The following is a 23933-nucleotide window of genomic DNA, read 5'->3' as shown; positions in this document are numbered from 1 at the left end:
CTCCGAAATGGAAATGTATACCCGAGTATACTTAGATTTGCTTTTCTCCTGTTTTATACTTTCGTTGTCGCAATGGAATGGAGGGGGGATGAAGGATCGTTAGAGACTCATTATAACATGGCGGCATTTCAAGAGGTTATTCCCAAGGTAAAGGATGAGGTATCGTGTTCGTTGTTTTATTGAGCATTCATTTGATCTCGGCAGCGATTTGGCTCGGAGGTGCCGTTTACGAGAGGTTCGTCGTCGTACAAAAAGCGAGGAAAGTTGCCGGCAAAGAGCTGGAGCTCGAACTGATTAAGCTGTTTATTTCCACATCCCGAATCTTTGTGCCGGCTGTCGTGCTGTTATTGCTCTCCGGCATCGCGTTGACAGCCCAAGAGAAGCTTGCTTTTTTTAGCGGAGACTGGCTGGGGATGAAACAAGTGATCATGTCGCTCATTATCCTGGGGTTCGTCTTTGTCCAAGGACCCCGAAACGGCAAATTAAGCAAACAAATCGAACAGGATAGGCAAAGCGGCGGAATCATGTCGGAAACGACCCGGCAAGCGTTCAACCGCCTTTACGTCGGTTTTGATCTGATCCATATCGGCGTTGTCATCAATGTGCTTTTGGCGGTATGGAAGCCTTTGTAGAACATCATTCATTGGAATAAATCATGGAGAAGGAAGGTAATCAAAATGAAAAAAGCATTGCTTATCATTGTTTTCCTATTTTCGGCAACCATCGGCACGGTTTCCGCACATGCCGGCCATGATTCCAGGGAGGCTTCGGTTCTTGTGAATGGCGTGAGGTTGAATTCCGGAGCCAATCATTTCGCGAGCGGGAAATTATTCGTTTCTCTCGATGCTTTTGCTTATCTTTTCGGCAAGGACGCTGCGGTTGCAGCTGACAATCGCACCGCTGTTTTTAACGGAGTAACGTTGAAAGAGATCCGCCTGTATAAAGGAGAGCCAACCGCACCGATCCGGGATTTGGCGGCCGCCATCGGCGCACAGCAGGTATCCTGGAATGAGGAAAATCAAGAAGCATACGTTCTGGCGCTGCCGGCAGGCAGTATTCAATTGACCCCTGTTGTTCCGGCGATGGGCGAGCATTGGGGGAATTTGCAAGATTTGCCCACGGGTCCGATCTACGGAGTCTACGAAGGCAAACTGGTGTTTATCGAGTACATGATCGCGCAGGAAGATTTCATCAAGGGAACCTCCCATGTGAATTTATCCGGAATGAAAGGCGTGCCTTCGCCCGCCGTCATTCAGACGGATATCGAATTCCAAGAGCATGGGCACGAAGGATTCGAAATTCCTCACTATGACATTCATGCCTATTTCATAACGGACGAAGAGCAGCAGCAAATCAAATGACAAAGATGAGAATGTCCAGGGATAACCGTTATTCTTGAGGTGAAGCGGATGGAGAAATATGTAATCGCAACCGTTCCGATACATGGTCATCTCAATCCGGGCTTATGAAAAAAAGTATGCTCCGGAAGCTCAACTCTGATGCTCAGTAACGTCCATTCGAAAATACGTAGTTCTTCCGACGACAAATACGTAAAACACCCGACTGCGGGCCGGCGTTCTCCGTCCTAGAATAAGAAAGGGAACGGGCCCGAATCAAAAGCACCGTTCTCAGCGGACCGGGTGTGGAAGTCGCCTTGACCAATATCGGCCCGAAGGAACGCGGAAGGAGACAACGGATTCTTCCATCGATGAGATCCGTGTTTTCCGGAAAGCGACAACGGGCGCATTCGTAACCCGCAATTACGAAAGGAGAATCGAAATGTCGCTTTTGCAAGTAGCGCCTTATGACAGGCTGCACTCGCTGCTGCTCGAGCCGGGTAATGCCGGCGAGACGGATGCCCCGGCAAAGCTGTCCCGTTTCGCGGAAGGGCTGGAGATTGCGAAGCACCCCGGCGATTTGCTGCCTTACCTATTCGCCAAGTCCATGTTAAAAAGGGTGAATCCCGAGCAACACGAGCAGATGAACCTCTACTTGCGGCAGCATGACATTCCGCAAATCACGCTGTTCAATTTGCTTGCGCAAAAAATCCCGTTTGTTGCCCATGCCGCGCCCCTTGCGAACGGTCTGCTTGCCCGGTACATCCATTCCGATGCAGATATCTCGTTCCTGGAGGTCGGAATCGGCACCGGACGCCAAATCGTATCGTTGCTGCAGGAGCTCCACCGCCAGGGCAAGCGGCCCGCGACATTCACGCTGCATGCAATCGAACCGAACCAAGATTGCTTGCAACAGGCGCAGCGCAACGTGATGCAAGCCGCCTCAAGCTGCGGCATCCGTGTTGTTTTTCATCCGATTCCCTATGAAATCGAGAGAATGCCCGATGAGGCATGGAAGCGGATCGCGGCAGGAAGCGGAAGCCTCCTTGTCAACGCAGCCTTCGCGCTGCATCATATTCGCGATATGGAGGGCGGATCGGCAGCCAAAGACGAAGTGCTGAGCAAGATTCGCTCGCTTCGTCCGGCAATCCTCGTCATGTGCGAGCCGGATTCGGACCACCAGACATCGGACAGAATGAGTCGGTTCAACAATTGCTGGCGGCATTTTTCCGCGGTGTTCGAATTCATCGATAAGCTTGATCTCTTGCCGGAACACAACCGAGCGCTCAAAATATTTTTCGGCCGAGAGATCGAGGACATTATCGCAAACCCCGAACATACCCGCTGCGAACGCCACGAATCGACGACGAATTGGATCACGCGGTTGAAAAAGGCCGGTTTCTCTTCTTGTCCGGATTCAGAAAGCCTTACCCGTCATCACCTCCAAGACGTAACGGTCACCTCAGGCCAATGGCATATCGGGCTCGGCACCGGCGATATCAATCTCGTTTCCGTGATCAGTGCCGTTTCAAACTAAAACATGAAGAAACCTCCTTGTCCGCCGGTGCGGATGAGGAGGTTTCTTGTTATGGTCGAAATCGGTGCGTTCACGCGTTCAGCACGAACTTCTCCAGCACGTGCCGCACGCCGTCATCGTTATTGCTGAGCGTCACATAGTCGGCGATTTCCTTAAGGGCCGGAACCGAATTCGACATCGCCACGCCGAGACCGGCCGCTTCGATCATTTCGCGGTCGTTCATCGCATCGCCGATCGCGATCGTCTCTTCGATCGGGATGCCGAAGTGGGCGGCAAGGAAACGAAGCGCATGGCCCTTCGTCCCTTCATGGTGCATAAACTCGAGAAAATGCGGCTTCGATTTCGTCACATGCACCTCGTGCCCCAGAAGCTCCCGCAGCTCCGGTATCATGGCGTCCAGCCGCACGGGCTCATCGATGATCAGCAGCTTGGTCTGCTTCGGGTGCGACATCAGCTTGCCGAAATCCGGCTCGATCGTGTACGGGATTTTGGACAAATTGGCGTAACCGAGAAGCTTGTCGTTTTCCTCGGGGGCATACAGCTTGTCGTCGATATAGGTTTGCAAATGCAGTCCGCGTTCGCGGCAATACTCGTACAGCTTGAAGGCCGCCTCCGCCGGAACGGAGCGCTCGTAGAGCACCTGCTCGTCGAGCAGGTTTTTGATCAGAGAACCTTGGTACGTGATAATCGGAACGTTGAGGCCGATCTGCCGCGCGATCCGTTGGGCGGAATCGAACATCCTCCCCGTCGCGATCGTCAGGCGGACGCCTTGGGCGATGGCCTTCTTCATCGCTTCCTTCGTGCTCTCGGTCACGGTCAAGTCGTCGGTCAGCAGCGTGTCATCCAGATCCATGGCCATCAAACGGTAAGACATCGGGTTTCATCCTTTCATCCTGGCAGCGCATATCCGCTTCATTGTAGCGCAAATCCCCGGATGCGAAAAGACCGGGCCGCCGGCATGCAACCTTCCTGCCGTTTCCATCGTCATAAACCGTACAACGGTTTATGGGGGGTTGCGTATGACATCTCGGGTTTATCGCTTCTTCGGTCTTACGGCTGCGCTGGCCGCGGCGATCGCTCTCGGCGCTTGCGCGCAGCGGCAAAGCACGGGTCCCGTGCCGGAGCCTTCGGATTCCGTCCGTTCTTCGCCGTCCGCGGATCGGCCGTCCGAACCCCCGATGCAGCCGGAACGGGAGAACGACAAGCTTGCCACCACTTTCGTTCAGAGAGCTTAGCGCGGTTGCACCGACATGATGGCGCAATCCCAAGAAATCTAAAGAAATCTCCGCCTGAGGCAGGAATAAAACGTTTTCCATCGAATAATCTTTATTCGACATCCTATTTGTTATCCAACACATTGTCATCAAACACATGGAGGAGATTTCATTGGCACGATTGGACTTCCCGCAAGATTTCGTCTGGGGAACCGCCACGGCGTCGTACCAGATCGAAGGCGCCGTTCAAGAAGGCGGGCGCGGCCCGTCCATCTGGGACACGTTCTCGCATACGCCGGGCAAAGTGGTCGGAGGCGACACCGGCGATGTCGCATGCGACAGCTACCACCGGTACGAAGAAGATATCGCGCTGCTGAAGAAGCTGGGCGTCAAAGCGTACCGCTTCTCGATCGCGTGGCCCCGCATTTTTCCGAAGGGGATCGGCGAAGTGAACCAGGAAGGCCTTGATTATTACGCCCGGGTTGTCGATGCGCTGCTCGCGGCCGGCATCCAGCCTTGCGTCACGCTGTACCATTGGGATTTGCCGCAAGCGCTGCAGGACCAAGGGGGCTGGGCTTCCCGCTCGACGATCGACGCGTTCGTTAAATATGCGGAAACCGTGTTCCAAGCGTTCAACGGAAAAATCAAGCAATGGATTACGTTTAACGAGACGTGGTGCGTTTCGTTCCTTTCGAATACGCTCGGCATCCATGCGCCGGGCTTCAAGGATCTGCAGTTGGGCGTGACGGTAGCCCATCACTGCCTGGTCGCCCACGGACTCACGGTAAAGAAATTCCGCGAGCTCGGCATTCAAGGCGAAATCGGAACGACGCACAACCTCAACTGGTGCGAACCGCATTCGACTTCCCCGGAAGACGCCGAAGCGGCACGCCGGTCACGCGCATGGAACAACGAATGGTTCATGGATCCGACCTTCAAGGGGACATACCCCCAATTCCTCGTGGATTGGTTCCGCGCCAAGGGAGCGGAGGTTCCGATCGAGCCGGGCGACATGGAGACGATCGCGCAGAAAATCGACTTCATCGGCATCAACTTCTATACCGGCAACTACGGCCGATACAAGGAGAACGAAGGATTATTCGACTACGAGGAAGTGCAAGTCGGCTTCGACCGGACGGACATCGGCTGGAACGTCTACCCCGAAGCGCTCTACAAAACGCTCAAATGGGTGCACGAGGAATACGGCGATACCCCGATATACATCACCGAGAACGGCGCCTGCTACGATGACGAGCTGACCGCGGACAACCGCGTGCATGACGTCAAGCGGACGGAATATTACAGGAAGCATTTCGTCCAGTGCCACCGCTTGATCTCTTCGGGCGTGCCGCTCAAAGGCTATTTCGCCTGGTCGCTGCTGGACAACTTCGAGTGGGCCGAGGGCTACCGCAAGCGTTTCGGCATCGTTTATACCGACTATGAGACGTTGGCGCGCCACCCGAAGGACAGCTATTATTTCATTCGGCAAGTGATCGCGGACGGCGGCTTCGACGTGTAGCGGACAGCCCCCGAACGAGACCGGAAGCCGGTTCCCCTTGCGGAACCGGCTTTGTTGCATGATCATGGCACGGAGCCTCGTTATCCGGTACAATAGAGGAGATGCCTGACTTCAAGAGAGGTAACGCCATGAACGTCGTCCTCGCGACGCTGAACGCCAAATATATTCACACTTCGCTCGCGTTGCGCTATTTGAAAGCATATTGCGCGGGCGAGTTCGATGTGCAAATCGCCGAATATACGATCAAGGATCCGGCGATGAGCATCGCCGCCGACCTGTTCGGCAGGAAGCCCGACGTGATCGGGTTTTCGTGCTACATCTGGAACATCGAAGAAACGATTGCCGTCGTGGACATGCTCCGCAAGGTGCTTCCGGACGTGAAAATCGTGCTCGGGGGGCCTGAAGTCTCTTACGATACGGAGGAGTGGATGGCACGGCTGCCCGCCGTCGACTTCATCGTCATGGGCGAAGGCGAAGAGACGTTCCGGGATTTGCTGCGGGAGATCTCCGGCGACCGGAAATACCATTTCGTTTTCGGGCTCGCTTACCGCAAGGAAGGACAGGCGGAGGCGGTCATCACGCCGGGGCGGCCGAAGCTCGATTTGAACGCGATCCCGTCTCCTCACCGTTTCCCGGAAGACATTCCGTCGCTCCGCAACCGCGTCGTTTATTTCGAGACGAGCCGAGGATGCCCGTTCAGCTGCCAGTTCTGCTTGTCGAGCATCGAGGTGGGCGTCCGCTATTTCGACATGGAACGGGTCAAGTCGGATCTGCTGTACCTGATCGACAGCGGGGCGAAGCTGATCAAATTCGTGGACCGGACGTTCAACATCAAACGAGAGTACGCGATGGAAATCTTTCAGTTCCTGATCGACAACCACCGGGGCTGCGTGTTTCAATTCGAGATCACGGCGGACATCATGCGGCCGGAGGTGCTGGATTTTCTGGCCGAGCATGCGCCGCCCGGAGTGTTCCGGTTCGAGATCGGGGTACAGTCGACGAACGACCCGACGAACCTCGCGGTGCAGCGCCGCCAGAATTTCGCCAAGCTCACCCGGACCGTGACGAAAATCAAGGAAAGCGGCAAGATCGACCAGCATCTGGATCTGATCGCGGGCCTTCCGCACGAGGATTACGACACGTTCCGGAAAACGTTCAACGACGTGTTCGCGCTTCGGCCGGAGGAGCTGCAGCTCGGCTTCCTCAAGATGCTGCGGGGAACCGGGCTGCGGCGCGACGCCGGGAAATACGGATACGTCTACATGGAACGGGCGCCGTACGAGATGCTCGGCAGCGACGTCATGCCGTTCTCGGACATCGTCCGGATCAAACGGGTGGAGGATGTGCTCGAGAAATATTGGAACGCCCACCGCATGGACCGGACGATGGAATACTTGGTCGGGCGGGTGTATCCGTCGCCGTTCGATTTTTTCCAGCGGTTCGGCGATTATTGGGAGTCCCGGGGCTGGAGCCGGATCGGGCATCAGCTCGAGGATCTGTTCGTCCGGATTTGGTCTTTCCTGGAGTCGGACAACCCGCAGGGCTTGGATCGGGACGCGGCCTTCGCGCTGCTTAAGATCGACTATTATTTGCAGCATAAGTACAAGCCGCGCAAAACATGGTGGGAAGACCGGCTGGACAAGAAGGAATGGACGGCCGGCCTGAAATGGGCGGCGGAGCGCCTCGGCATGGAAGAGCGGGAGCTTCAGAAGAAAGCTTCGCTCGACCGGATTCCGTTCGATTACGGGGTATGGGTGCAGGAAGGCCGGGTGGACCGTTCAGCGGGCACGGCTCTCGTCATCCTCTACTCCGGCGAAGAAGCGCCTCCGCGGCTTGCGGCGTTGCCTCTGCCGCGGCCGGACGGGCCGGCGGCAGGTCAAGACCAATTCATGGGCATGGGGAAGGGGCAGGAAACATGACGTATTTGGCAAAGTCGGACCGCTATGCGAACATGAAGTACAACCGAGTCGGCAAATCGGGCTTGAAGCTTCCGGCAGTATCGCTCGGACTGTGGCACAATTTCGGAGGCATCGACTCGTTCGAGAACGGCCGGGCGCTCGTGCGTCGGGCATTCGACCTGGGCATCACCCATTTCGACCTGGCCAACAACTACGGGCCGCCTCCGGGCTCCGCCGAAGAGATGTTCGGACGCCTGCTCGCGACGGATCTGAAGCCTTACCGCGACGAAATTGTCATTTCCTCGAAAGCCGGCTATTACATGTGGGAAGGCCCTTACGGGGACTGGGGTTCCCGCAAGTACTTGATTTCGAGCCTGGATCAGAGCCTGAAGCGGATGGGACTCGACTACGTCGACATTTTCTACCATCACCGTCCCGATCCGGAAACGCCGCTGGAAGAGACGATGGGGGCGCTCGACCATATCGTTCGATCGGGCAAGGCGCTGTACGTCGGGATTTCGAACTACCGGGCGCCGCAAGCTCGGGAAGCGATCGCGATTCTTAGGAGGCTCGGCACGCCGCTCCTCATTCATCAGCCCCGCTACAGCATGTTCGACCGCTGGGTGGAGGATGAGCTGCTGGACGCGCTCGAAGAGAACGGCGTCGGCTCGATCGCGTTCTCCCCGCTTGAGCAGGGATTGCTCACGAACAAATACTTGAACGGCATTCCGGCCGACTCCCGCGCCGCGGGAGCGTCCGTTTTCCTGAACGAGGGCAGCATCACGCCGGAGCGGGTCGAGAAGGCGCGCCGCCTGAACGCCATCGCGCAGGAGCGGGGACAATCGCTGGCCCAGATGGCGCTGTCCTGGGTGCTGCGCGGCGGACGCGTAACCAGCGTGTTGATCGGCGCCAGCAAGGTCGGCCAGCTGGACGACAATGTGGCGATCGTGAACCATCCGGAGTTCAGCGCGGAAGAGCTGGCCCGGATTGAGGAGATTTTGAAAGGATAAGCGGTTAAACCGAAAAGCCCCTCGGGAATTCCCGAGGGGCTTTTGAAGGGGGACGGGAAACGAACATGAGCAATGCCATCGCCAGACGAATCCGGGATTTGGAATTGTATGGGCCTCCTCTGACGGGACGGCCGGATTTGGAGAGCTATTGGGACAGGACGCTGGCGGAAATCGCGGGGAAACCGCTGAACGCGGCCGCGGAGAAGGCGTCTACTCCGATGGCGTACGTGGACGCTTGGCGAGTGCAATACGAGGGCTTCGACGACACGCGGATCCACGGGTGGTATTTGCGCCCCCGGTTCGTGGAGGCCGGGCGCAAGCTGCCGTGCATCGTCCATTATCACGGATATACGGGCAGCAAGGGGTACCCGGAGGATTTCGGGGCGTATTTGCTGATGGGGATGGCGGTATTCAGCGTGGACGTCCGCGGCCAGGGCGGGGAAACGGGCAACCGGCTCGGCCAGGATTACGGCATGGCCAAGGGCTGGATCACGCAGGGGATCCTCGACCGCGATACCTGCTACTATAAGGCGATCACGGTGGACGCCTTGAAGGCGGTGGAGTGGGCCGCGGCCCAAGAGGACGTGGACGCCGGACGGATTTGCGTAATGGGGGGAAGCCAGGGCGGCGGTCTCGTCATGATGGCCGCGGCTTTGTCGAACGTGCCGGCTCTGGCCGTCGCGCACATCCCGAACATGTGCCACATGGATTTCGGCATGATGAATTCGACCGGCTCTCTCACGGAAGCCGCGGATTTCGCCGCAAGGTTTCCGGACCGGCTCGAGCAGGTGCTGAAGACGCTCAGCTACTTCGATCAGCTCAATCTGGCGCATCGAATCCGGATTCCGATATTGGTCTCGTGCGGACTCAAGGATACGATCACGATGCCGGAGACGATCTATGCCGCCTACAATCGGATTACTGCGCCAAAGGAAATGCACGCGTATCCGTTCATGGGGCACCACGTCGGCGGCGACCAGAACCGCCGGGCGCTCGAGTTCATCGCCTCGCGTTTCGGCTTGTAAAGGAGCGGGGAAGCCTTCTGCCTAGGCTGTCGGGAATATGTCCCTAGCTTGGGCGGAAGGCTTTTCTGTGGATTGGCATCGGGGCAAGATGGTGCGGCAGCACAAAGTGAAGGATGCGGCGGGGAAAGTAGGCAAAATAGTGCGGACATTCGAATCAAGGCGGCAGGACAAAGCAGAAATAGTGTCGGAGAGGCATGATTTAGGCGGATTGGCGGCTAGGTATACGAAATAGTGACGGAGAGGCATGATTTCGGCGGAAATTCGGTTGCGTAAACGCTAAAGCGGCTGAGCAGATCCCCCCTGCCCAACCGCTTTCCTTCACTTCGCGTCCTTGTATATCTCCCGCATCACGTGCCCGAGCTCTGGGAGAATGAGCCGCGTCATCGCCAGCTTCACCGCGCCGGTGGAGCCCGGCATCGCGAACACGGCCGTGCGGCCCATGGTCCCCGCGACCGCGCGGGACAGGATGGCGGCCGAGCCGATATCCTCGGCAAAGCTCAAAAACCGGAAAATCTCGCCAAAGCCGGGCAGCTCCTTATCCAACACGCTCCGGACCGCCTCCACGGTGACGTCCCGGGCCGCGATGCCCGTGCCGCCGTTCAGCAGCACCGCTTCAACCGCCGGATCATCCGCAGCCGCCCGAAGCAGCTCCGCGATGATCCCGTATTCGTCCGGCACGATCCGGTGTCCCGCGACCTCATGCCCCTGTTCCTCCAACAGCCGGCGGATCAGCTGTCCGCTCTTGTCCGTCTCCTCCTTGCGGGTGTCGGACACGGTCACGACAAGGCAGGATACCCGGGCGGGGGCTTCTTGCTTATGCTGTTCCGTCGGCGTCGGCAACGCGGTTCTCCTCCTCTGAGGCAGCTTGAGTATCTTCCGCCCGCGTCTCAGCTTCATCGCCGATCGAAGCCTTCTCGCGGATCAAGCGATCCACGGCGGCGGGCACGACCAGCATCATGGCGTAAGCCAGCGTCATCCAGATCGTGAACGCATGATGCTGCCCGGCGGTGAAGGACGGAAATACCGCCTCCCGCTGCCAGACCGAGAACGTGTCCAAGAACAGGCCGACCGCTGCGGCCGTAAACCCGAACCGGGTGGCCGAGCCCCGGCGCGGGAACCATTTCAATCGTACCCACACGGCCAGCCCGATCAAGACGAGCAAAGTGAGCAGTTCCAGCATAAACAGCGAGGAACCGAAATGGGATTCGCCCGGCGCGATCAGCACCCAGCTTCCGAACAATCTGAAAAATAACGTCGCGGCCCCCCACACGGCGATACCGAAACCGGTCAACAACAAACCTTGGCGCATGACTCCAACCCCTCCCGGCTAACTGTCACATCCTCGTCACGGAACCCGGCTCCGCAGAACCGTCATCTCTCCGTCCAACGCGTACTCCCCAATTGGGGCAGGGAGCAAGAAGCAGTCTCCTGCCTTCGCGTGCAGCGTGCCGTTCGCCCAGCCGATCGTCCCTTCTCCTTCGCAGACGATGACGATGACGAAGCTTTCCGGGGACGTTCGCAATTTCCATTCGCCCCGCACGACCCCTTTTTCCGTCACGAAATACGGAGAAACGGCCAATGTCAGCCATTCGCCCGGCTTGGCCGCGTCGGTCTTCATGCGGGTGGCGTCCGAGCCTTCGAAGTCGGTCACGTTGAGCGAATCCTCGATGTGCAGCTCGCGCGGCTTGCCGTCGAGTCCCGGACGGTCGTAATCGTAGAGCCGATAGGTCGTATCGGAGTTCTGCTGGATTTCCGCCACGACGACGCCCGCGCACAAGGCGTGCACCGTGCCGGCCGGTATGTAGAACGTGTCGCCTGCCTGTACGGATACCGTTTGGAGCGTATCCATGATGCGCCCTTCTTCGATCGCCCGGGCCATCGATTCCCGGGTTACGCCCGGCTGCAGGCCGTAGATGATTTTGGCGTCCGGCTTGGCGCTGAGCACGTACCACATTTCCGTTTTGCCCAGCTCGCCTTTCGGCAGTCCTTTGTAGTGATCGTTCGGATGAACCTGGATGGACAAGTCGTCGTTGCAGTCGAGCAGCTTGATGAGCAGGGGGAACCTTCCGTTGCCCGAGCGGCTGCCCGCCGTTCCGAACCACGATTCGCCGTAAGTCTCCCGGATTCCGTCGAGTCCTTGGCCCGCCAATGGCCCGTTGGTCACATGGGATACCCCGTTCGGATGGTCCGCGATCATCCAGCCCTCGCCGATCGAACCGGGCGGGACGTCGAAGCCGAACCGCTCGAGCGCCCGTCCTCCCCAGACCCTTTCCTTGAATTCAGGCCTAAAATGAAGCGGATACGGTTTTACGTCCATGTTACCGAGAGCCTCCTCTGGTGGATTGGAATAGTTCGACGGCCTCTCCGTCAGGACCTTCGAAGAAGAAATACCGGCTTCCGTTCGGGAGCGTCGTAATCTCCTCGTCGAGCCCCGCAATGTCCAGCGACCGGATGCGGGCGTATTCCAACTCGATGTCGTCCACGGTAAAGGCGATATGGTGGACGCGTCCTTCCCGGGTCACCGGCCCGTCGTATCCTTCGATCAACTCGACTTCGGTCTCCGGATATTCCGGACACGACAGAAACGCGAGGCGGATCACCCCGTTCGTGTGGGTCATCGTTTCCGAATGCCGCAAACCGAGAACCTTCTCGTAGAACGGGATCGACTTTTCCAATGAGCTGACGATAACGCCGACGTGTTCGATTTTTCGCACAGTCACTTTCTCTGCCTCCTATCTATTTTCCAAAGCGACCAAATAGGGCGCGTTCGGTTTCTGGGGATACCGGTACAAAACCGTTTGGGCGAGGGAGGAGTGGATGCCGGCGGCCCATCGTTCCACCGCCGCGGCCTCCGCGTCACCGCCAGGATGCCCGGGGTACAGCACCGCCGTCAGCACGCCGCCCGGAGCAAGCAGGGAGAGCGCCGCTTCCAACGCCGCGAGCGTCGTGTCCGGCTTGGTGATCACAGAGGCGTCCGCGCCCGGCAAATAGCCCAGGTTGAACATCGCGGCGCGAAGCCGGCCGCGAGCGGACGAAGGAAGCAGCTCCGCCATCCGTTCATGCCCGGCATGATACAGCTGGACCCGCGCGAGAGGTTCGGCCCCTGAAGCTTCGGCCAGCCGCCGGCGCGTCCGTTCCAGCGCCTCCTCCTGGATATCGAAGGCATAGACGGTACCCTTCGATCCAACCGTCCGCGCGAGAAACAGCGTGTCCACGCCGCCGCCCGCGGTCGCATCGACGACGGCATCGCCCGGCCGGGCCCGTTCCGCGACCCACCTCTGGGCCATCGTCAAGACGGAGAGAAACCCCATGCCTTCAGAGACCTCCCCGCGACTTGCCCTGCCAGCTTCCCCGGCGAGAGAGCTCCGCGTCGATGGCGTTGAGCACTTCCCACTTTCGAAGGCTCCACATCGGGCCGATCAACAGATCGCGCGGCGCGTCCCCGGTCAGCCGGTGAACGACCATTTCCGGCGGCAGCATCTCGAGCGTGTCGACGACGAGGCCGACGTATTCGTCCCGCTCGAGGAAACGCAGGAGGCCTTCCCGCCACTGGCGAACCATAGGGGTCTTGCGCATCAGGTGAAGCAGATGGATTTTAATGCCTTGCACGTCCATGGCCGCCGTCTGCCTGCCCGTTTCCAGCATCATTTCGCGCGTTTCGCCCGGCAGGCCGTAAATAATGTGCGCGCATACCCGGATGCCCCGCGCCCGGAGCCGTGCGACCGCGTCGCGGAAACATTCCGTGTCGTGAGCCCGGTTGATGAGCTCCGAGGTCGACTCGTGCACCGTTTGCAGGCCCATTTCCAGCCACAAATAGGTGCGCTCGTTCAACTCGGCCAAGTAATCGACGACGTCGTCCGGCAGGCAGTCGGGACGCGTCGCGATCGAGAGGCCGACGACGCCGGGCTGCCGAAGGATTTCTTCATAATATTCCTTTAAGGTCTCGAGCGGCGCGTATGTGTTCGTGTAAGCCTGGAAATAGCCGATGTATTTGGCGTCCGGCCATTTGAGATGCTGCCGGTCCCTCACCTCGTTGAATTGCGTCACGAGATCGTCCCGCCGGCTGCCCGCGAAATCGCCTGAACCCCGGGCGCTGCAGAAGGTGCAGCCGCCCGCCGCGATGGTGCCGTCCCGGTTCGGGCACGTGAACCCGGCGTCGAGCATCACCTTGAACACTTTCGTTCCGAAAACGTTCCGCATTTCGAAGTTCCATGTATGAAATCGCTTATCCCCCCACAGCATAGGTGCGGGAGCAAGCGAATCGGTGCTGATTGGCATCATGCATCCGTCCTTTTCTGTCCGTAAGGACGATGAGTCCTTTTCATTGTAACGAAACCGAAGTGAAATTGCGAGAAAACGGAAACGAATTTTCATGCGCTTTCAGGCGTCCGCCCGCTTGCTTAACCTTACATGGTATGTTATATTAAAAGTGCGTCAGATCAATAAATAAAACTGACATGAATGCCGGAAACTGTCGTTTGTCATCGTCCGTCGGTAGGCTGCAATTCCCCAGGGCATGCCAAAATATCGGAGAGGTGAAGTTCATGAATCCTGTCGTACACATCCCCCAAGGGGACGACACGGTGAAGGTCGAGTTGACGTTGAAGGAAATCATGGCGCTGACGGGAGTCAAATTCCACAATAACCATACAATCGAAGTCTCCGCGAAGAAAAAGCTGCAGCACGTGCTCGAAGACCAATACATGGAAGAACAACGGCCTATGAATTGACGTTCGAAGCTCCGGCCGGGCCCCTCAAGGGACCCGGTTTTTAGTTTTTTCTGGTCCCTTTTCGTGGTACACTTCCAATTGTTGCTTGGCATTCGTCACGGGAGGGGATTAAGACCCATGAAATTATTGTCGCGCCTGTTCAGCGCATTCGGCCTCGCGGTGCTGGCGGCCGCAGGATTCGCGGCGACGGCTTGGCTGATCGGAATGGAGCGCATCTCCTGGTTCGATTCCGCCATCATCCCGGTTGTACAGGGATGGGAAAGGCCCGGTCTGACTTCCTTGATGGAAGGGCTCACCTGGTTCGGCAGGACGGTACCGACGACGGTATTTTCTTTCCTCATCATGGCATTCTTGTTTTTCGTGCTGCGGCATCGTTGGGAGCTGCTGTTGTTCGTCGTCGTCATGATCGGTTCCACCCTGCTGAACAAAATCATGAAAGAGTTATTCGGGCGGGAACGGCCGGACATCCATCGCCTTGCCGAGGAGGCCGGATATTCGTTTCCGAGCGGACATGCGATGGCTTCGTTCGCGCTATATGGCATCCTGACGTATCTGTTGTGGCGCCACATCACCAGCGGTGCCGGCCGGACGGTCCTGGTCGCGGTTTGCGCCTTGATGTTCCTCGGCATCGGGACTAGCCGGATCTACCTGGGCGTCCACTACCCGAGCGACGTTCTCGGCGGTTATTTGGCGAGCGGGGCGTGGCTTGGATTGTCGATCGGGGCGTACGAACGATGGTCGCGCAAGCGGAGGGCGGCAGGCCGCCGGGCGTCGTGACGTCTTTACATCGGCGGGGCCATTCGGCAGAATAATAGGTTGTAAACCGGACATCGGGAGGACCGTTCATGAGGTTAAGAGGCAGAAAGAATATACGGGAAAGCCTGGAGAGCCAGCCCGACCTGGTCGTGCTTGAACCGCAGCAATGGAAAGGCCGCTGGAAGGAGTTTTTCGGGAACGACCGTCCGATCCACGTCGAGCTCGGCATGGGCAAAGGCCAATTCATCAGCCGGATGAGCGGCAACAATCCCGACATCAATTACATCGGCATGGATGTCTACGACGAGCTGCTCCGGCGGGGGAGCGAGAAGGCAAGGGCCGTGTGGCGGGAGAAAGGGCAGGACAAAGTGCCGAATCTCGCGTTGGTCCGGGGCAACGTGGAATATTTGGAGCATATGTTCGAGCCGGGCGAACTGACCCGCATCTACTTGAATTTCAGCGACCCGTGGCCGAAAAGCAAACACGCCCGCAGAAGGCTGACCCACCCCCGGTTCCTGATGAAATACCAAGAGGTGCTGGACGAGGAAGGGGAAATCCATTTCAAAACGGACTCCTTGACCCTTTTTGAGTTTTCCTTGAACAGTTTCTCGGATACCGGCCTGCAGATGAAGAACATATCCTTGGACCTTCATCGCAACGGAGCGAGGGAGGACTTGGTCATGACCGAGTACGAAACGAAATTCCACGCGCAAGGCATGCCGATTTACCGGCTGGAAGCGGCCATCGGGGCGAAGGCGGCGGAACGCAACCGGCAGCGCATCGCGAAGGAGCTCGAGGAGCAGGCCAGGCGCGGCGGCGCCAAGGAGCCGGCTCCGGGGGCGGTCCTCGAAGATAACGCCTCGGAGGAGTAACATTTCCGGTTTGCTTATCGTCCATATTGAAACGTGACAGATCCACCGGCCTTCCGAGGCGCGGTGGATTTTTGTATTCGAGTAATTTCTCGGAATGCGGCAGAGCGGAGACATGAAGTACAAGTGATAGAAGGGTCCGTCCGTAATCACGATATAAGAACTGATCGACCCGTTTGCGGGTGGGGTAAGCCGGTGACGTTTTTCCAAGTTACTAGGTGTATATTGGCATTTAGCTGCAACATTGGGAGCAGTTGCCCGAGCTGTCTGATCAACTGCTTCAGGCAACCTCAAGGCTTCCCGCAAATCCCATAGAAGAACATGTGCACCAATCCGCGGAAAAACGCGTCCGTATCCCCGCTCTGTTCCGCCATCCCCAATATCGTTTCATATTGATTCATGTAGAGCTGCATCAGAACCAGTACGCTTTCATCGGACACGTCTTCCGAGATCTCGCCGCTTTCTCTGCCTTCCCGGATCAAGCGCAGGGTGAGCGGGAGCGATTTCTCCTTGTACCGTTGTTCGAGATAACGGGCAAGCTCGGGATCTTCGGTCAGCATTTCCTTGATCAGGCGAGGCGGAAACTCCGCCATCGCTGCCCTCTTCTGGATCAGGAGGTACTCGATCTTCTCCTTCAGCGTATGGCCCTCGTTTATAAATGCCTCGAATTGACGGCTGGCTTTGTCCACGTAGTGTTTGAACACGTCGCGGAGAAGTTCTTCCTTGCTCCCGAAATAGTTATAGATCGTCACCTGCGAAACGCGGGCCGCCTTCGCGATGTCGGCGATCCGGATCCGCTTGGGGTCCGATTCCCGCAGCAGATCCAAGGTGGCTTTCCGGATCTTCTCTTTGATCCTGAAAGCCCTTTGGGTTCGGATCCGCGTTCTACATTCTTCTCATGTTCTGGCTGTACCCTAATATCGCCAACCATTCGAAAGCCATCGACGATCTGGTCGCGGCCATGCCGGAAGGTTTCGGAAAGGCGTTCGGCCTGAACGGTTTCGGCAGCGCGGAGGCATTCATTTCGGGCGAATATTACGGCCTGATTCCCGTTCTGCTCCTCTCCATCCTATGCGTGCAGTTGTCGACCCGGCTGATGGCCAAATTGGTGGATCAGGGCTCGATGGCGTATCTGCTCTCCGCCCCGACGACGAGAGGGAAAGTCGCGTTTACGCAAGCGGCGGTACTGACGACCGGGCTGCTCCTGATCGTCGCAGTCACGACCTTGGCGGGATTCGCTGGCAACGCTTGGTTTCTCGGAGCAGAATACGATTTCGATACGGCCAAGTTCCTGCAAATGAACGCCGCGGCGTTTCTTCTCTTCTTCGCCCTCGGCGGCATCTCGTTCCTGGTGTCGGCACTGTCCAATGACGAGAAGAAAGCGAACGGTATTTCGGGCACGTGTACGTTTGGTTTCTTCAGCCTGGATCTCGCAGGCAAATTCAGCGACAATGTCGGCTGGCTCCGGGATCTCTCGCTGTTCTCTCTGTACCGGCCAGGCGACATTATTAACGGCAGCGCGGATTCGGAATTTTCCTTCATCGTGCTGGCCGCGGTCGGATTCGCGTCGTTCGGCGCGGCCGTCGCGCTGTTCCGGAAACGCGACCTGCCGCTGTAACCGTTCAGGCCGCCAGCTTCGCGAACTTCACGCCAGTGCATTCCCGAATGAATCGAAGGATGAAAAAACTCCAAGCCGGCGTCCGGCTTGGAGTTTTCGTAGTCGTGGAAGCATTCTTAAATCCACAGCGTCATCATGAGCGCGGTAGAACTGCCGAGCAAGGCGCCCGCGACCGTGTCGCTCGGGAAGTGAAGGCCGAAATACACGCGCGATAGCGCAACGCCGGCGGCTACCGGAAGCAGAACCGGGATCAGCCTCGGCTCGGCGAGCATCCAGGGCGTCAGCATGGCGAACGCCGCGGTCGTGTGTCCCGAAGGGAAAGACGGATCTTTCAACGGCTTGCGCCCCGTGTTCGCTTGCGGGAACACTTGGTACGGCCGCAAACGGGGCGCGCTGCGCTTGGCGATCGCGACGGGAATATGGCTCAGCGCCACGGCGGCGAGCGCCTGCCAGCCGGCCGTGCTCCACGGCTCCGCGCCGAACCAGCCGACGGCCAGGGAGAAGCAGAGCGTGAAGGTCGCTCCGCCCAGAAGCGATAGAACATAGAAAAGCCAACTCAGCAGCTTATGATTCCAGCGGATATTGACGTGCAGGAACAGCGGACGCTCCACTTCCAGCAGCATGCGGTAAATCCGGCTCATACGCATCCTCCTCTTCCCGCTGGCCCGTGCGTCGGGACGCGGTATCTGCTCCCACTATACCCGCGAATTGTCACCCCGAAATTAACGCTCACCCGCAAATCCGTTAATTCGCCCCGTTAACGCAGCCTTGACACCCTCTTGATTTCCGTTTGGCATCATGGAAAGAAAAAAGCGGGGAGGCATCGTCATGGCGGAATTGCGACTGGCTTTATTCACGGATACGTATGCGCCCGAAATCAACGGAGTCGCCAAAACGCTGGAACGGTGGACGAATTATTTGCGGAAGGAAGGAATCGAGTTTCTCGTCTTCGCCCCTTCGCATCCGCGGGGGGAAAGCCCCTTCCTTGAAACGGCGGAGCGGCTCGCGAGCCGGCCGTTCTTCCTGTATCCGGAAACCCGCTTCGCCCTGCCCCGTCTCGCGGAGGCGCAGAGCAAGCTCCTCCGCTTCCGGCCGACCGCCATCCACGTGGCGACGCCGTTCGGAATCGGCCTGACGGGACGCCAGTTGGCGCTTCGGCACGGCATTCCGCTCTTCGCATCCCATCATACGCATTTCGTGCGGTACTTGTCGTTTTACAACCTGCAGTGGTTGGGTACACTTCTATGGAGATATTTGCATTGGTTCCATCGCCCATCCAGGCGCGTGTTCGTGCCTTCCCGCTCCGTGCTGGAAGAATGCGAAGAGCACGGTTGGAAGGGGCTGGCCGTCTGGAGCCGCGGAGTGGATACGTCCGTCTTCCGTCCCGCGGACGACCGGGAAGCCTTGCGGCAAGCGCTGGGCCTGGACGTTTCCCGTTTCACCGTGCTGTACGCGGGCAGAATGGCGCCCGAAAAACAGGCGGAGGTCGCGGTGGAGGCGATCAAACTGCTGGAGAGGGATCATGGCTTAGGCGCGGAGCTGGTGATGGCCGGGGACGGACCGTCCGCCGCCGCGCTCCGGACGCTGGCCGCCCGGAGGAAGGTGCCGGTCCGCTTCCCGGGCGCGCTGCCTCAGCCGGAGCTTCGGCGGTGGATGGCGGCCTGCGACGCGTTGATCTTTCCTTCGCCGACGGAAACTTTCGGCAACGTCGTGCTCGAAGCGATGGCGTGCGGCTTACCTGTCGTCGGAGCGAATGCGGGAGCCGTGCCGGATACGGTGCGGCACGGAGAAGACGGGCTGCTGTGCGAGCCCGGCGACGCCGGGGCTTTCGCCGCCGCGTTGGCCCGTCTGGGCGGGGACCCGGCCCTGCGGGAGAAGCTGGCGGAGGCGGGACTTCGGCAAGCGTCCGCCCGTTCCTGGGACCGCGTGTTCGCCGGGTTGCTCGAGGAAATTCGTGCGGCTTGCTCCGTTTTTCCTGCAACTTTCTGAGCGCTTCATTCGTAATACATGCTGTCCGGGAGTTCCCTTCGGCAAGGCCCGATATTTGATTTTTTGTCGAATCGGCAAGGAAAACGCTTTAATCCGGCCTTTCCGCGAGGAATCCGGTTTTTCCCGGGGGCTCAGGCCGCCAAAATTCCCTTCACCCCGCGTAAGCCGCGGATAACGGGCCAGGACCGCTTTGACAAATCGGCGCAAAACGAACAGAATCAAGGATGTGCCTTTTGCCGAAAAGGGAAGATCTTGAAGCCCGGCCAGTGGGGACCGGGAAACGGACAAAGGCCGGCAGCGAACAGAGAGATCAGAGAGACAAGAACAGAGAGACAAGAACAGAGAGAAAAACGAACGAGAGAAAAACGAACGAGAGAAAAACGAACGAGAGAAAAACGAACGAGAGAAAAACGAACGAGAGAAAAACGAACGAGAGAAAAACGAACGAGAGAAAAACGAACAGAGAGTAAAAAAACCGAACAGAGAGAAAACGGAAAAATTGGGGTCTAGGGGGTACAACCGCATATGTTGAATCAGTTCCTTTTGGTCGTTCAGGTGTTCTTTTTCCTGATCGGCTCTTACCAGGTCGTCTTGTCGTTGTTCGGATGGTACAGGAAGAAAGAACGGATCGAGCGGGAGCCGACCAAATCGTTCGCGCTGCTCGTCGCGGCGCACAACGAGGAAGCGGTCGTGGGGGCGCTCATCGAAAATCTCCTCAAGATGAAGTACCCGCGGGAGCTGTTCGATATTTTCGTCATTTGCGACAATTGTTCGGACCGGACGGCGGAAATCGTCCGCAGCTATCCCGGCGTCTATGCCTGCGAACGGTTCAACGCGAGCCAGCGCGGCAAAGGCTTCGCCATCGAGTGGATGCTCAAAGAGCTGTGGAAGCATCCGAAATCTTACGACGCGATCGTCATGTTCGACGCCGACAATTTGGTCGCGACGGATTTTCTTACTTACATGAACGAGGATCTGTGCAACGGCTACCGCGTCATCCAAGGCTATCTGGATACCAAGAACCCGCACGACAGCTGGGTCAGCGCCGCCAATGGCATGAACTACTGGTTCTGCAACCGCCTGTGGCAGCTTCCCCGGTACAATCTGGGGCTTTCGAACTTCCTCGGCGGAACCGGCATGTGCTTCGAAACGAAGCTGCTGAAGGAAATGGGCTGGGGGGCCACGAGCCTGGTCGAGGACCTGGAGTTCACGATCCGTTGCATCCAGCGGGGCATTAAGCCCAAATTCAACTTCGACGCGCGGGTTTACGACGAGAAGCCGATCACCTTCCGGGCTTCCGCCCGCCAGCGGCTCCGCTGGATGCAAGGTCACTTCGACGTTACCCGCCGCTATATGCTTCCGATCCTGTGGCAAGGGATCAAGGAGCGCAGCTTGGTCAAGATCGACGCCGCGCTTTACATTTTCAACGCTTATAATTTCCTGATCGGGTTCCTCATCACCGCGACGCTTTGGTTCGATCTGCTTTTGCCGGGCGAGCGGCATTTCGATTCCATTTACTCGCTGGCCCCGAATTGGATCGCCGTGCCCATGGCGCTTTATATTTACGCGCAGGTACCGCTCGCCATGCTTCTCGAGAAGGTTCACTGGAAACTATACCTGCGTTTGATCACGTTCCCTATTTTCTTCTTCTCTTGGTGGCCGATCACGTTCCACGCGTTTTTCACGCAGAACAACAAAACCTGGAGCCACACGCAGCACACGCGCGTCCTTCGGCTCGAAGAAGTGCAAGGCAAGCAAATGTAAACCGAACGCCCCGGTTTGTCCCCGGGGTCTTCTGTTGACATCGAAGCGGCCGCGTGGTATATTACTCGAGTGACTGATTTCAATTCGATATTCAGTACGCTTAAGCAGAAGCACCCGCTTCTCACCTGCTCGGCTCACGCTGACGGGTTCGCGTAACCGACGGAAGGCGGCGGATGCCGGGATTCAAGTCCCCAGCTGGCGCCGGACCGACGAGTGAGCAGGATGCGGGTCTATGCGGCCCGCTTTTTTTGTTTTTCCGGCCGACCATAGGGGCACTCCAATCCAATCCGGAGGTGGAATACGATTAGCAAGGAACATCAAATCAACGAGGAAATCCGGGCGAAGGAAGTCAGGCTCGTAGGCCCGGGCGGCGAGCAGCTTGGCATCAAGCCGTTTCGGGAAGCCATGCAGATCGCGATCGATGCGAACATGGACCTGGTTAACGTCGCTCCGCAGGCGAAACCGCCGGTGTGCCGCATCATGGACTACGGCAAGTTCCGCTACGAGCAGCAGAAGAAAGAGAAGGAAGCCCGGAAGAACCAGAAGATCGTTGACCTGAAGGAAGTCTGGTTCCGTTCGAACATCGAGGAACACGACTACCAGACGAAGTTCCGCAACGTGGTGAAGTTCCTGAACGACGGCGACAAGGTCAAATGTTCCGTGCGGTTCCGCGGACGCGAAATCGCCCATGCCAACATCGGCCAGAAAATTCTGGAGCGCGTGGCGAAGGAAGTCGCCGACATTTGCGTCGTCGAGCGCGTTCCGAAGCTTGAAGGCCGCAGCATGATCATGATTCTGGCTCCGAAGAGCCACTGACAGGAGGAAACGAATCCATGCCTAAGATGAAAACGCACAGCAGCTTGAAGGATCGCTTCAAAATTACCGGAACCGGCAAAGTAAAGCGCCATAAAGCTTACAAGAACCATTTGCTGTCCCACAAATCCGGCCGCCAGAAGCGCGTGCTGTCGAGCCAGCCGCTCATGGCCCAAGGCGACGTACGCCGTCTGCAGCAACAACTCGCGAACCTCAAATAATCTTATTTACCGTTAACACTTCTCGGGAGGTAATGAATCATGGCAAGAGTTAAAGGCGGTTTCGTCACGCGCCGCCGTCGCAATAGAATGTTGAAGCTGGCTAAAGGTTACTGGGGCGCGAAACACCGCCTGTTCAAGAAAGCCAAAGAGCAAGTGATGAAATCGCTGTGGTACGCATACCGCGACCGTCGCCAGACGAAGCGGAACTTCCGCAGACTGTGGATCGTGCGCATCAACGCGGCAGCCCGCCAGAACGGCCTGTCTTACAGCAAGCTGATGAACGGCCTCAAGCTGGCCGGCATCAACGTCAACCGCAAAATGCTGGCCGACCTGGCCGTGAACGACATCCAGGCGTTCAACTCGCTGGCTGACGCCGCCAAAGCGAAAATCAACGCGTAACGAATGCAAACCCCGGGCAACCGGGGTTTATTCTTTTTTTGGACAGGCTCGCGCCGAAGAAGGCACAATTGGGATTCGGCGGATGGCCCTCTTTTGCGAAGCGCCGGACAATCATACAATCCACTCTGCCTTTCCGGCCATATCTTATAGGACAACCGGTAAAGGAGGGGTAAAGCATGTCCCACGTCTCTCGCTCCCAAGTGAAGGAGCTTGTCGGGAAAGAAATCTATGCGGTACGGCGTGACGGGTCGGTCGTGAAGGGCAAATTGGTCAGGGTCAGCGGCAACGAGCTGTATCTTGCACCGACGGACGGAAAAGCGCATACCAATGCAATCCTTCCGCTTGCTTTGTTTGATTTGTTGGCGATCGGCACGTTGCCGTTTGCCGGTTTCGGCTTCGGCGGCTTCGGCGGCTTCGGCTTTCCTGGTTTTTGGTGGTAAACCGCACTTCAATATGTACGAGGCCGGCGAATGCCGGCTTTTTCTTTGGTGATTACACGCCAGAAAGTATTATCCGTCATCCTTTTCTGAATCACCTCCGATAAAACGTCTATCCTTCCGTACGGGACGGCGTAGCCGTTTTACTCGCGTGGCTGCTGTTCGAGAGGGGAGGCCGGTGCAATCGAAATCCGGGCTTTCTGAGGCGTGGGGATAAGAAGGCGCTGCCCGGGTCCGACTCAGGACCACCTTGCCGCCAGCGGCTTCACCAGCTCGTAGCAATAGGCCCCCGAAATATGGCGGACGGCGGAGTAACCGAGCTTCGCATAGAAGCGCAGTCCCCGCTCGTTCGTGTCGTCCACGAACAGTCTCGCCTCCGTGCAGCCTCGAGAGGCGCCGTATTGCTCCGCAGCGGCCATAAGCATGCTTCCCCAGCGCCGGTTTTGCGCGGAGGCGCTGACGGCGAGCAAGTCGACGAACAGCGTGCGCTGCCGGATTTCCATGTGCAGGAAAGCGAACGGCTCGCTTCTCGGCGTCCTGGACGCCACGAGCGTAACGCCCCGCCGCAAGCGAGCGTCGATCTCCTTGCGCAGCCGGCTGCCATGCATGCCGGGCCGGGGGGATAGCGGCACCAGCTCCGTCCGCACCAAGTCCACGATCGCTTCCTCGTCCCCCGGTTGTCGTAAGCGAATCAATCGGCATCGCCTCCATGCGGTCATTCAGGCCGGACGTGTCCTTTTACCATCGTATGAGGGACCGGGGGTGTCGGGTCCCCCAATTTCTCGATCACACGGGAT

Annotated in this window: 28 protein-coding genes; 18 read left to right on the top strand and 10 right to left on the bottom strand. The window is 58.0% G+C overall.

Annotated features, from left to right (window positions below; translation table 11 throughout):
* The first annotated feature begins 164 nt into the window (after window positions 1-164).
* The 3 genes from GE107_RS13335 (at window position 165) to GE107_RS13325 (ending at window position 2874) form a co-directional block, all read left to right on the top strand.
* Window positions 165-632: a DUF2269 family protein gene (locus GE107_RS13335; RefSeq protein ID WP_219640464.1), complete on the top strand. Its 468-nt coding sequence runs from the start codon at window positions 165-167 to the stop codon at window positions 630-632.
* A 45-nt stretch (window positions 633-677) separates the two neighbouring features.
* Window positions 678-1361 (top strand): hypothetical protein, encoded by a 684-nt coding sequence (locus GE107_RS13330; RefSeq protein ID WP_219640463.1) that lies wholly within the window; start codon window positions 678-680, stop codon window positions 1359-1361.
* 418 nt (window positions 1362-1779) lie between these two features.
* Window positions 1780-2874 (top strand): GRAS family protein, encoded by a 1095-nt coding sequence (locus GE107_RS13325; protein ID WP_219640462.1) that lies wholly within the window; start codon window positions 1780-1782, stop codon window positions 2872-2874.
* A gap of 70 nt (window positions 2875-2944) precedes the next feature.
* On the opposite strand, the gene GE107_RS13320 is transcribed toward GE107_RS13325, so the two are convergent.
* Window positions 2945-3748, bottom strand: a complete 804-nt coding sequence (locus GE107_RS13320) for a Cof-type HAD-IIB family hydrolase (RefSeq protein WP_219640461.1) — start codon at window positions 3746-3748, stop codon at window positions 2945-2947.
* 145 nt (window positions 3749-3893) lie between these two features.
* Between GE107_RS13320 and GE107_RS13315 the strand changes: the two genes are divergently transcribed.
* The 5 genes from GE107_RS13315 (at window position 3894) to GE107_RS13295 (ending at window position 9540) form a co-directional block, all read left to right on the top strand.
* A complete protein-coding gene (locus GE107_RS13315; RefSeq protein ID WP_219640460.1) occupies window positions 3894-4109 on the top strand; it encodes a hypothetical protein in 216 nt (71 codons plus the stop codon).
* A gap of 151 nt (window positions 4110-4260) precedes the next feature.
* Complete coding sequence (locus GE107_RS13310) at window positions 4261-5607, top strand: GH1 family beta-glucosidase (protein WP_219640459.1); 1347 nt, start codon at window positions 4261-4263, stop codon at window positions 5605-5607.
* 128 nt (window positions 5608-5735) lie between these two features.
* Window positions 5736-7526, top strand: a complete 1791-nt coding sequence (locus tag GE107_RS13305; RefSeq protein ID WP_219640458.1) for a B12-binding domain-containing radical SAM protein — start codon at window positions 5736-5738, stop codon at window positions 7524-7526.
* The gene (gene mgrA, locus GE107_RS13300; RefSeq protein WP_219640457.1) at window positions 7523-8515 is read left to right on the top strand and encodes an L-glyceraldehyde 3-phosphate reductase; all 993 of its coding nucleotides are present in this window, start codon (window positions 7523-7525) and stop codon (window positions 8513-8515) included. The genes GE107_RS13305 and mgrA overlap by 4 nt, the downstream gene beginning before the upstream one ends.
* A gap of 65 nt (window positions 8516-8580) precedes the next feature.
* Window positions 8581-9540, top strand: a complete 960-nt coding sequence (locus GE107_RS13295) for an acetylxylan esterase (protein ID WP_219640456.1) — start codon at window positions 8581-8583, stop codon at window positions 9538-9540.
* Window positions 9541-9858: 318 nt separating this feature from the next.
* On the opposite strand, the gene GE107_RS13290 is transcribed toward GE107_RS13295, so the two are convergent.
* Genes GE107_RS13290 through mnmL form a run of 6 tightly spaced genes read right to left on the bottom strand, consistent with a single transcriptional unit; the run spans window position 9859 to window position 13812 of the window.
* Window positions 9859-10380, bottom strand: coding sequence for a MogA/MoaB family molybdenum cofactor biosynthesis protein (locus tag GE107_RS13290; protein WP_255570451.1), 522 nt, complete (start codon window positions 10378-10380; stop codon window positions 9859-9861).
* Complete coding sequence (locus tag GE107_RS13285) at window positions 10355-10849, bottom strand: hypothetical protein (RefSeq protein WP_219640454.1); 495 nt, start codon at window positions 10847-10849, stop codon at window positions 10355-10357. Before GE107_RS13285 ends, GE107_RS13290 begins: the two co-directional genes overlap by 26 nt.
* Before the next feature lie 36 nt (window positions 10850-10885).
* Window positions 10886-11857, bottom strand: a complete 972-nt coding sequence (locus GE107_RS13280) for a type I phosphomannose isomerase catalytic subunit (RefSeq protein WP_219640453.1) — start codon at window positions 11855-11857, stop codon at window positions 10886-10888.
* 1 nt (window position 11858) lies between these two features.
* Complete coding sequence (locus tag GE107_RS13275) at window positions 11859-12260, bottom strand: VOC family protein (protein ID WP_219640452.1); 402 nt, start codon at window positions 12258-12260, stop codon at window positions 11859-11861.
* A 12-nt stretch (window positions 12261-12272) separates the two neighbouring features.
* Window positions 12273-12851, bottom strand: a complete 579-nt coding sequence (gene mnmM / locus GE107_RS13270) for a tRNA 5-(aminomethyl)-2-thiouridylate-methyltransferase MnmM (RefSeq protein ID WP_219640451.1) — start codon at window positions 12849-12851, stop codon at window positions 12273-12275.
* A 4-nt stretch (window positions 12852-12855) separates the two neighbouring features.
* Window positions 12856-13812 (bottom strand): tRNA modification radical SAM protein MnmL/YtqA, encoded by a 957-nt coding sequence (gene mnmL / locus GE107_RS13265; RefSeq protein WP_219640598.1) that lies wholly within the window; start codon window positions 13810-13812, stop codon window positions 12856-12858.
* 272 nt (window positions 13813-14084) lie between these two features.
* Here mnmL and GE107_RS13260 point away from each other — a divergent pair, with 272 nt between their 5' ends.
* The 3 genes from GE107_RS13260 (at window position 14085) to trmB (ending at window position 15898) form a co-directional block, all read left to right on the top strand.
* Window positions 14085-14270 carry a hypothetical protein gene (locus GE107_RS13260; protein ID WP_219640450.1) on the top strand — a complete coding sequence of 62 codons (186 nt, stop codon included), beginning with the start codon at window positions 14085-14087 and terminating at the stop codon, window positions 14268-14270.
* 117 nt (window positions 14271-14387) lie between these two features.
* Window positions 14388-15047: a phosphatase PAP2 family protein gene (locus GE107_RS13255; RefSeq protein WP_219640449.1), complete on the top strand. Its 660-nt coding sequence runs from the start codon at window positions 14388-14390 to the stop codon at window positions 15045-15047.
* A 68-nt stretch (window positions 15048-15115) separates the two neighbouring features.
* Entirely contained in the window at window positions 15116-15898 is a 783-nt protein-coding gene (gene trmB, locus GE107_RS13250; protein ID WP_219640448.1) for a tRNA (guanosine(46)-N7)-methyltransferase TrmB, read from the top strand.
* Between the two features lie 287 nt (window positions 15899-16185).
* Here the strand turns inward: trmB and GE107_RS13245 are convergent, their stop codons facing one another.
* Window positions 16186-16737 (bottom strand): TetR/AcrR family transcriptional regulator, encoded by a 552-nt coding sequence (locus GE107_RS13245; protein WP_370636419.1) that lies wholly within the window; start codon window positions 16735-16737, stop codon window positions 16186-16188.
* Between the two features lie 56 nt (window positions 16738-16793).
* Between GE107_RS13245 and GE107_RS13240 the strand changes: the two genes are divergently transcribed.
* Window positions 16794-17513: an ABC transporter permease subunit gene (locus GE107_RS13240; protein WP_219640447.1), complete on the top strand. Its 720-nt coding sequence runs from the start codon at window positions 16794-16796 to the stop codon at window positions 17511-17513.
* A 116-nt stretch (window positions 17514-17629) separates the two neighbouring features.
* On the opposite strand, the gene GE107_RS13235 is transcribed toward GE107_RS13240, so the two are convergent.
* Window positions 17630-18154, bottom strand: a complete 525-nt coding sequence (locus tag GE107_RS13235; protein WP_219640446.1) for a phosphatase PAP2 family protein — start codon at window positions 18152-18154, stop codon at window positions 17630-17632.
* Window positions 18155-18341: 187 nt separating this feature from the next.
* Here GE107_RS13235 and GE107_RS13230 point away from each other — a divergent pair, with 187 nt between their 5' ends.
* The 6 genes from GE107_RS13230 to GE107_RS13205 all read left to right on the top strand — a co-directional run bounded on the left by GE107_RS13230 (window position 18342) and on the right by GE107_RS13205 (window position 23139).
* On the top strand, window positions 18342-19502 hold the full coding sequence (locus tag GE107_RS13230) for a glycosyltransferase family 4 protein (protein WP_219640445.1): 1161 nt from the start codon (window positions 18342-18344) through the stop codon (window positions 19500-19502).
* Window positions 19503-20027: 525 nt separating this feature from the next.
* Window positions 20028-21266, top strand: a complete 1239-nt coding sequence (locus GE107_RS13225; RefSeq protein ID WP_219640444.1) for a glycosyltransferase family 2 protein — start codon at window positions 20028-20030, stop codon at window positions 21264-21266.
* A gap of 321 nt (window positions 21267-21587) precedes the next feature.
* Complete coding sequence (infC, locus tag GE107_RS13220) at window positions 21588-22082, top strand: translation initiation factor IF-3 (protein WP_219640596.1); 495 nt, start codon at window positions 21588-21590, stop codon at window positions 22080-22082.
* Between the two features lie 17 nt (window positions 22083-22099).
* On the top strand, window positions 22100-22300 hold the full coding sequence (rpmI, locus tag GE107_RS13215; RefSeq protein WP_219640443.1) for a 50S ribosomal protein L35: 201 nt from the start codon (window positions 22100-22102) through the stop codon (window positions 22298-22300).
* A gap of 39 nt (window positions 22301-22339) precedes the next feature.
* Window positions 22340-22699 carry a 50S ribosomal protein L20 gene (gene rplT, locus GE107_RS13210; protein WP_219640442.1) on the top strand — a complete coding sequence of 120 codons (360 nt, stop codon included), beginning with the start codon at window positions 22340-22342 and terminating at the stop codon, window positions 22697-22699.
* Between the two features lie 176 nt (window positions 22700-22875).
* Window positions 22876-23139 carry a hypothetical protein gene (locus tag GE107_RS13205; RefSeq protein WP_219640441.1) on the top strand — a complete coding sequence of 88 codons (264 nt, stop codon included), beginning with the start codon at window positions 22876-22878 and terminating at the stop codon, window positions 23137-23139.
* A 236-nt stretch (window positions 23140-23375) separates the two neighbouring features.
* On the opposite strand, the gene GE107_RS13200 is transcribed toward GE107_RS13205, so the two are convergent.
* Window positions 23376-23831, bottom strand: a complete 456-nt coding sequence (locus tag GE107_RS13200) for a GNAT family N-acetyltransferase (protein WP_219640440.1) — start codon at window positions 23829-23831, stop codon at window positions 23376-23378.
* Window positions 23832-23933 lie beyond the last annotated feature (102 nt).

It is taken from the genome of Cohnella sp. CFH 77786 (assembly GCF_019400745.1).
Taxonomy (GTDB): Bacteria; Bacillota; Bacilli; order Paenibacillales; family Paenibacillaceae; genus Cohnella.
This window is presented reverse-complemented; position numbering and strand designations above follow the sequence as displayed.

Coding starts and splice junctions, on each gene's coding strand:
- GE107_RS13330 (WP_219640463.1), top strand. CDS start 678: ATGAAAAAAGCATTGCTTATCATTGTTTTCCTATTTTCGGCAACCATC.
- GE107_RS13325 (WP_219640462.1), top strand. CDS start 1,780: ATGTCGCTTTTGCAAGTAGCGCCTTATGACAGGCTGCACTCGCTGCTG.
- GE107_RS13320 (WP_219640461.1), bottom strand. CDS start 3,748: ATGTCTTACCGTTTGATGGCCATGGATCTGGATGACACGCTGCTGACC.
- GE107_RS13315 (WP_219640460.1), top strand. CDS start 3,894: ATGACATCTCGGGTTTATCGCTTCTTCGGTCTTACGGCTGCGCTGGCC.
- GE107_RS13305 (WP_219640458.1), top strand. CDS start 5,736: ATGAACGTCGTCCTCGCGACGCTGAACGCCAAATATATTCACACTTCG.
- mgrA (WP_219640457.1), top strand. CDS start 7,523: ATGACGTATTTGGCAAAGTCGGACCGCTATGCGAACATGAAGTACAAC.
- GE107_RS13295 (WP_219640456.1), top strand. CDS start 8,581: ATGAGCAATGCCATCGCCAGACGAATCCGGGATTTGGAATTGTATGGG.
- GE107_RS13285 (WP_219640454.1), bottom strand. CDS start 10,849: ATGCGCCAAGGTTTGTTGTTGACCGGTTTCGGTATCGCCGTGTGGGGG.
- GE107_RS13280 (WP_219640453.1), bottom strand. CDS start 11,857: ATGGACGTAAAACCGTATCCGCTTCATTTTAGGCCTGAATTCAAGGAA.
- mnmM (WP_219640451.1), bottom strand. CDS start 12,851: ATGGGGTTTCTCTCCGTCTTGACGATGGCCCAGAGGTGGGTCGCGGAA.
- GE107_RS13260 (WP_219640450.1), top strand. CDS start 14,085: ATGAATCCTGTCGTACACATCCCCCAAGGGGACGACACGGTGAAGGTC.
- GE107_RS13255 (WP_219640449.1), top strand. CDS start 14,388: ATGAAATTATTGTCGCGCCTGTTCAGCGCATTCGGCCTCGCGGTGCTG.
- trmB (WP_219640448.1), top strand. CDS start 15,116: ATGAGGTTAAGAGGCAGAAAGAATATACGGGAAAGCCTGGAGAGCCAG.
- GE107_RS13240 (WP_219640447.1), top strand. CDS start 16,794: ATGTTCTGGCTGTACCCTAATATCGCCAACCATTCGAAAGCCATCGAC.
- GE107_RS13235 (WP_219640446.1), bottom strand. CDS start 18,154: ATGAGCCGGATTTACCGCATGCTGCTGGAAGTGGAGCGTCCGCTGTTC.
- GE107_RS13230 (WP_219640445.1), top strand. CDS start 18,342: ATGGCGGAATTGCGACTGGCTTTATTCACGGATACGTATGCGCCCGAA.
- GE107_RS13225 (WP_219640444.1), top strand. CDS start 20,028: ATGTTGAATCAGTTCCTTTTGGTCGTTCAGGTGTTCTTTTTCCTGATC.
- rpmI (WP_219640443.1), top strand. CDS start 22,100: ATGCCTAAGATGAAAACGCACAGCAGCTTGAAGGATCGCTTCAAAATT.
- rplT (WP_219640442.1), top strand. CDS start 22,340: ATGGCAAGAGTTAAAGGCGGTTTCGTCACGCGCCGCCGTCGCAATAGA.
- GE107_RS13205 (WP_219640441.1), top strand. CDS start 22,876: ATGTCCCACGTCTCTCGCTCCCAAGTGAAGGAGCTTGTCGGGAAAGAA.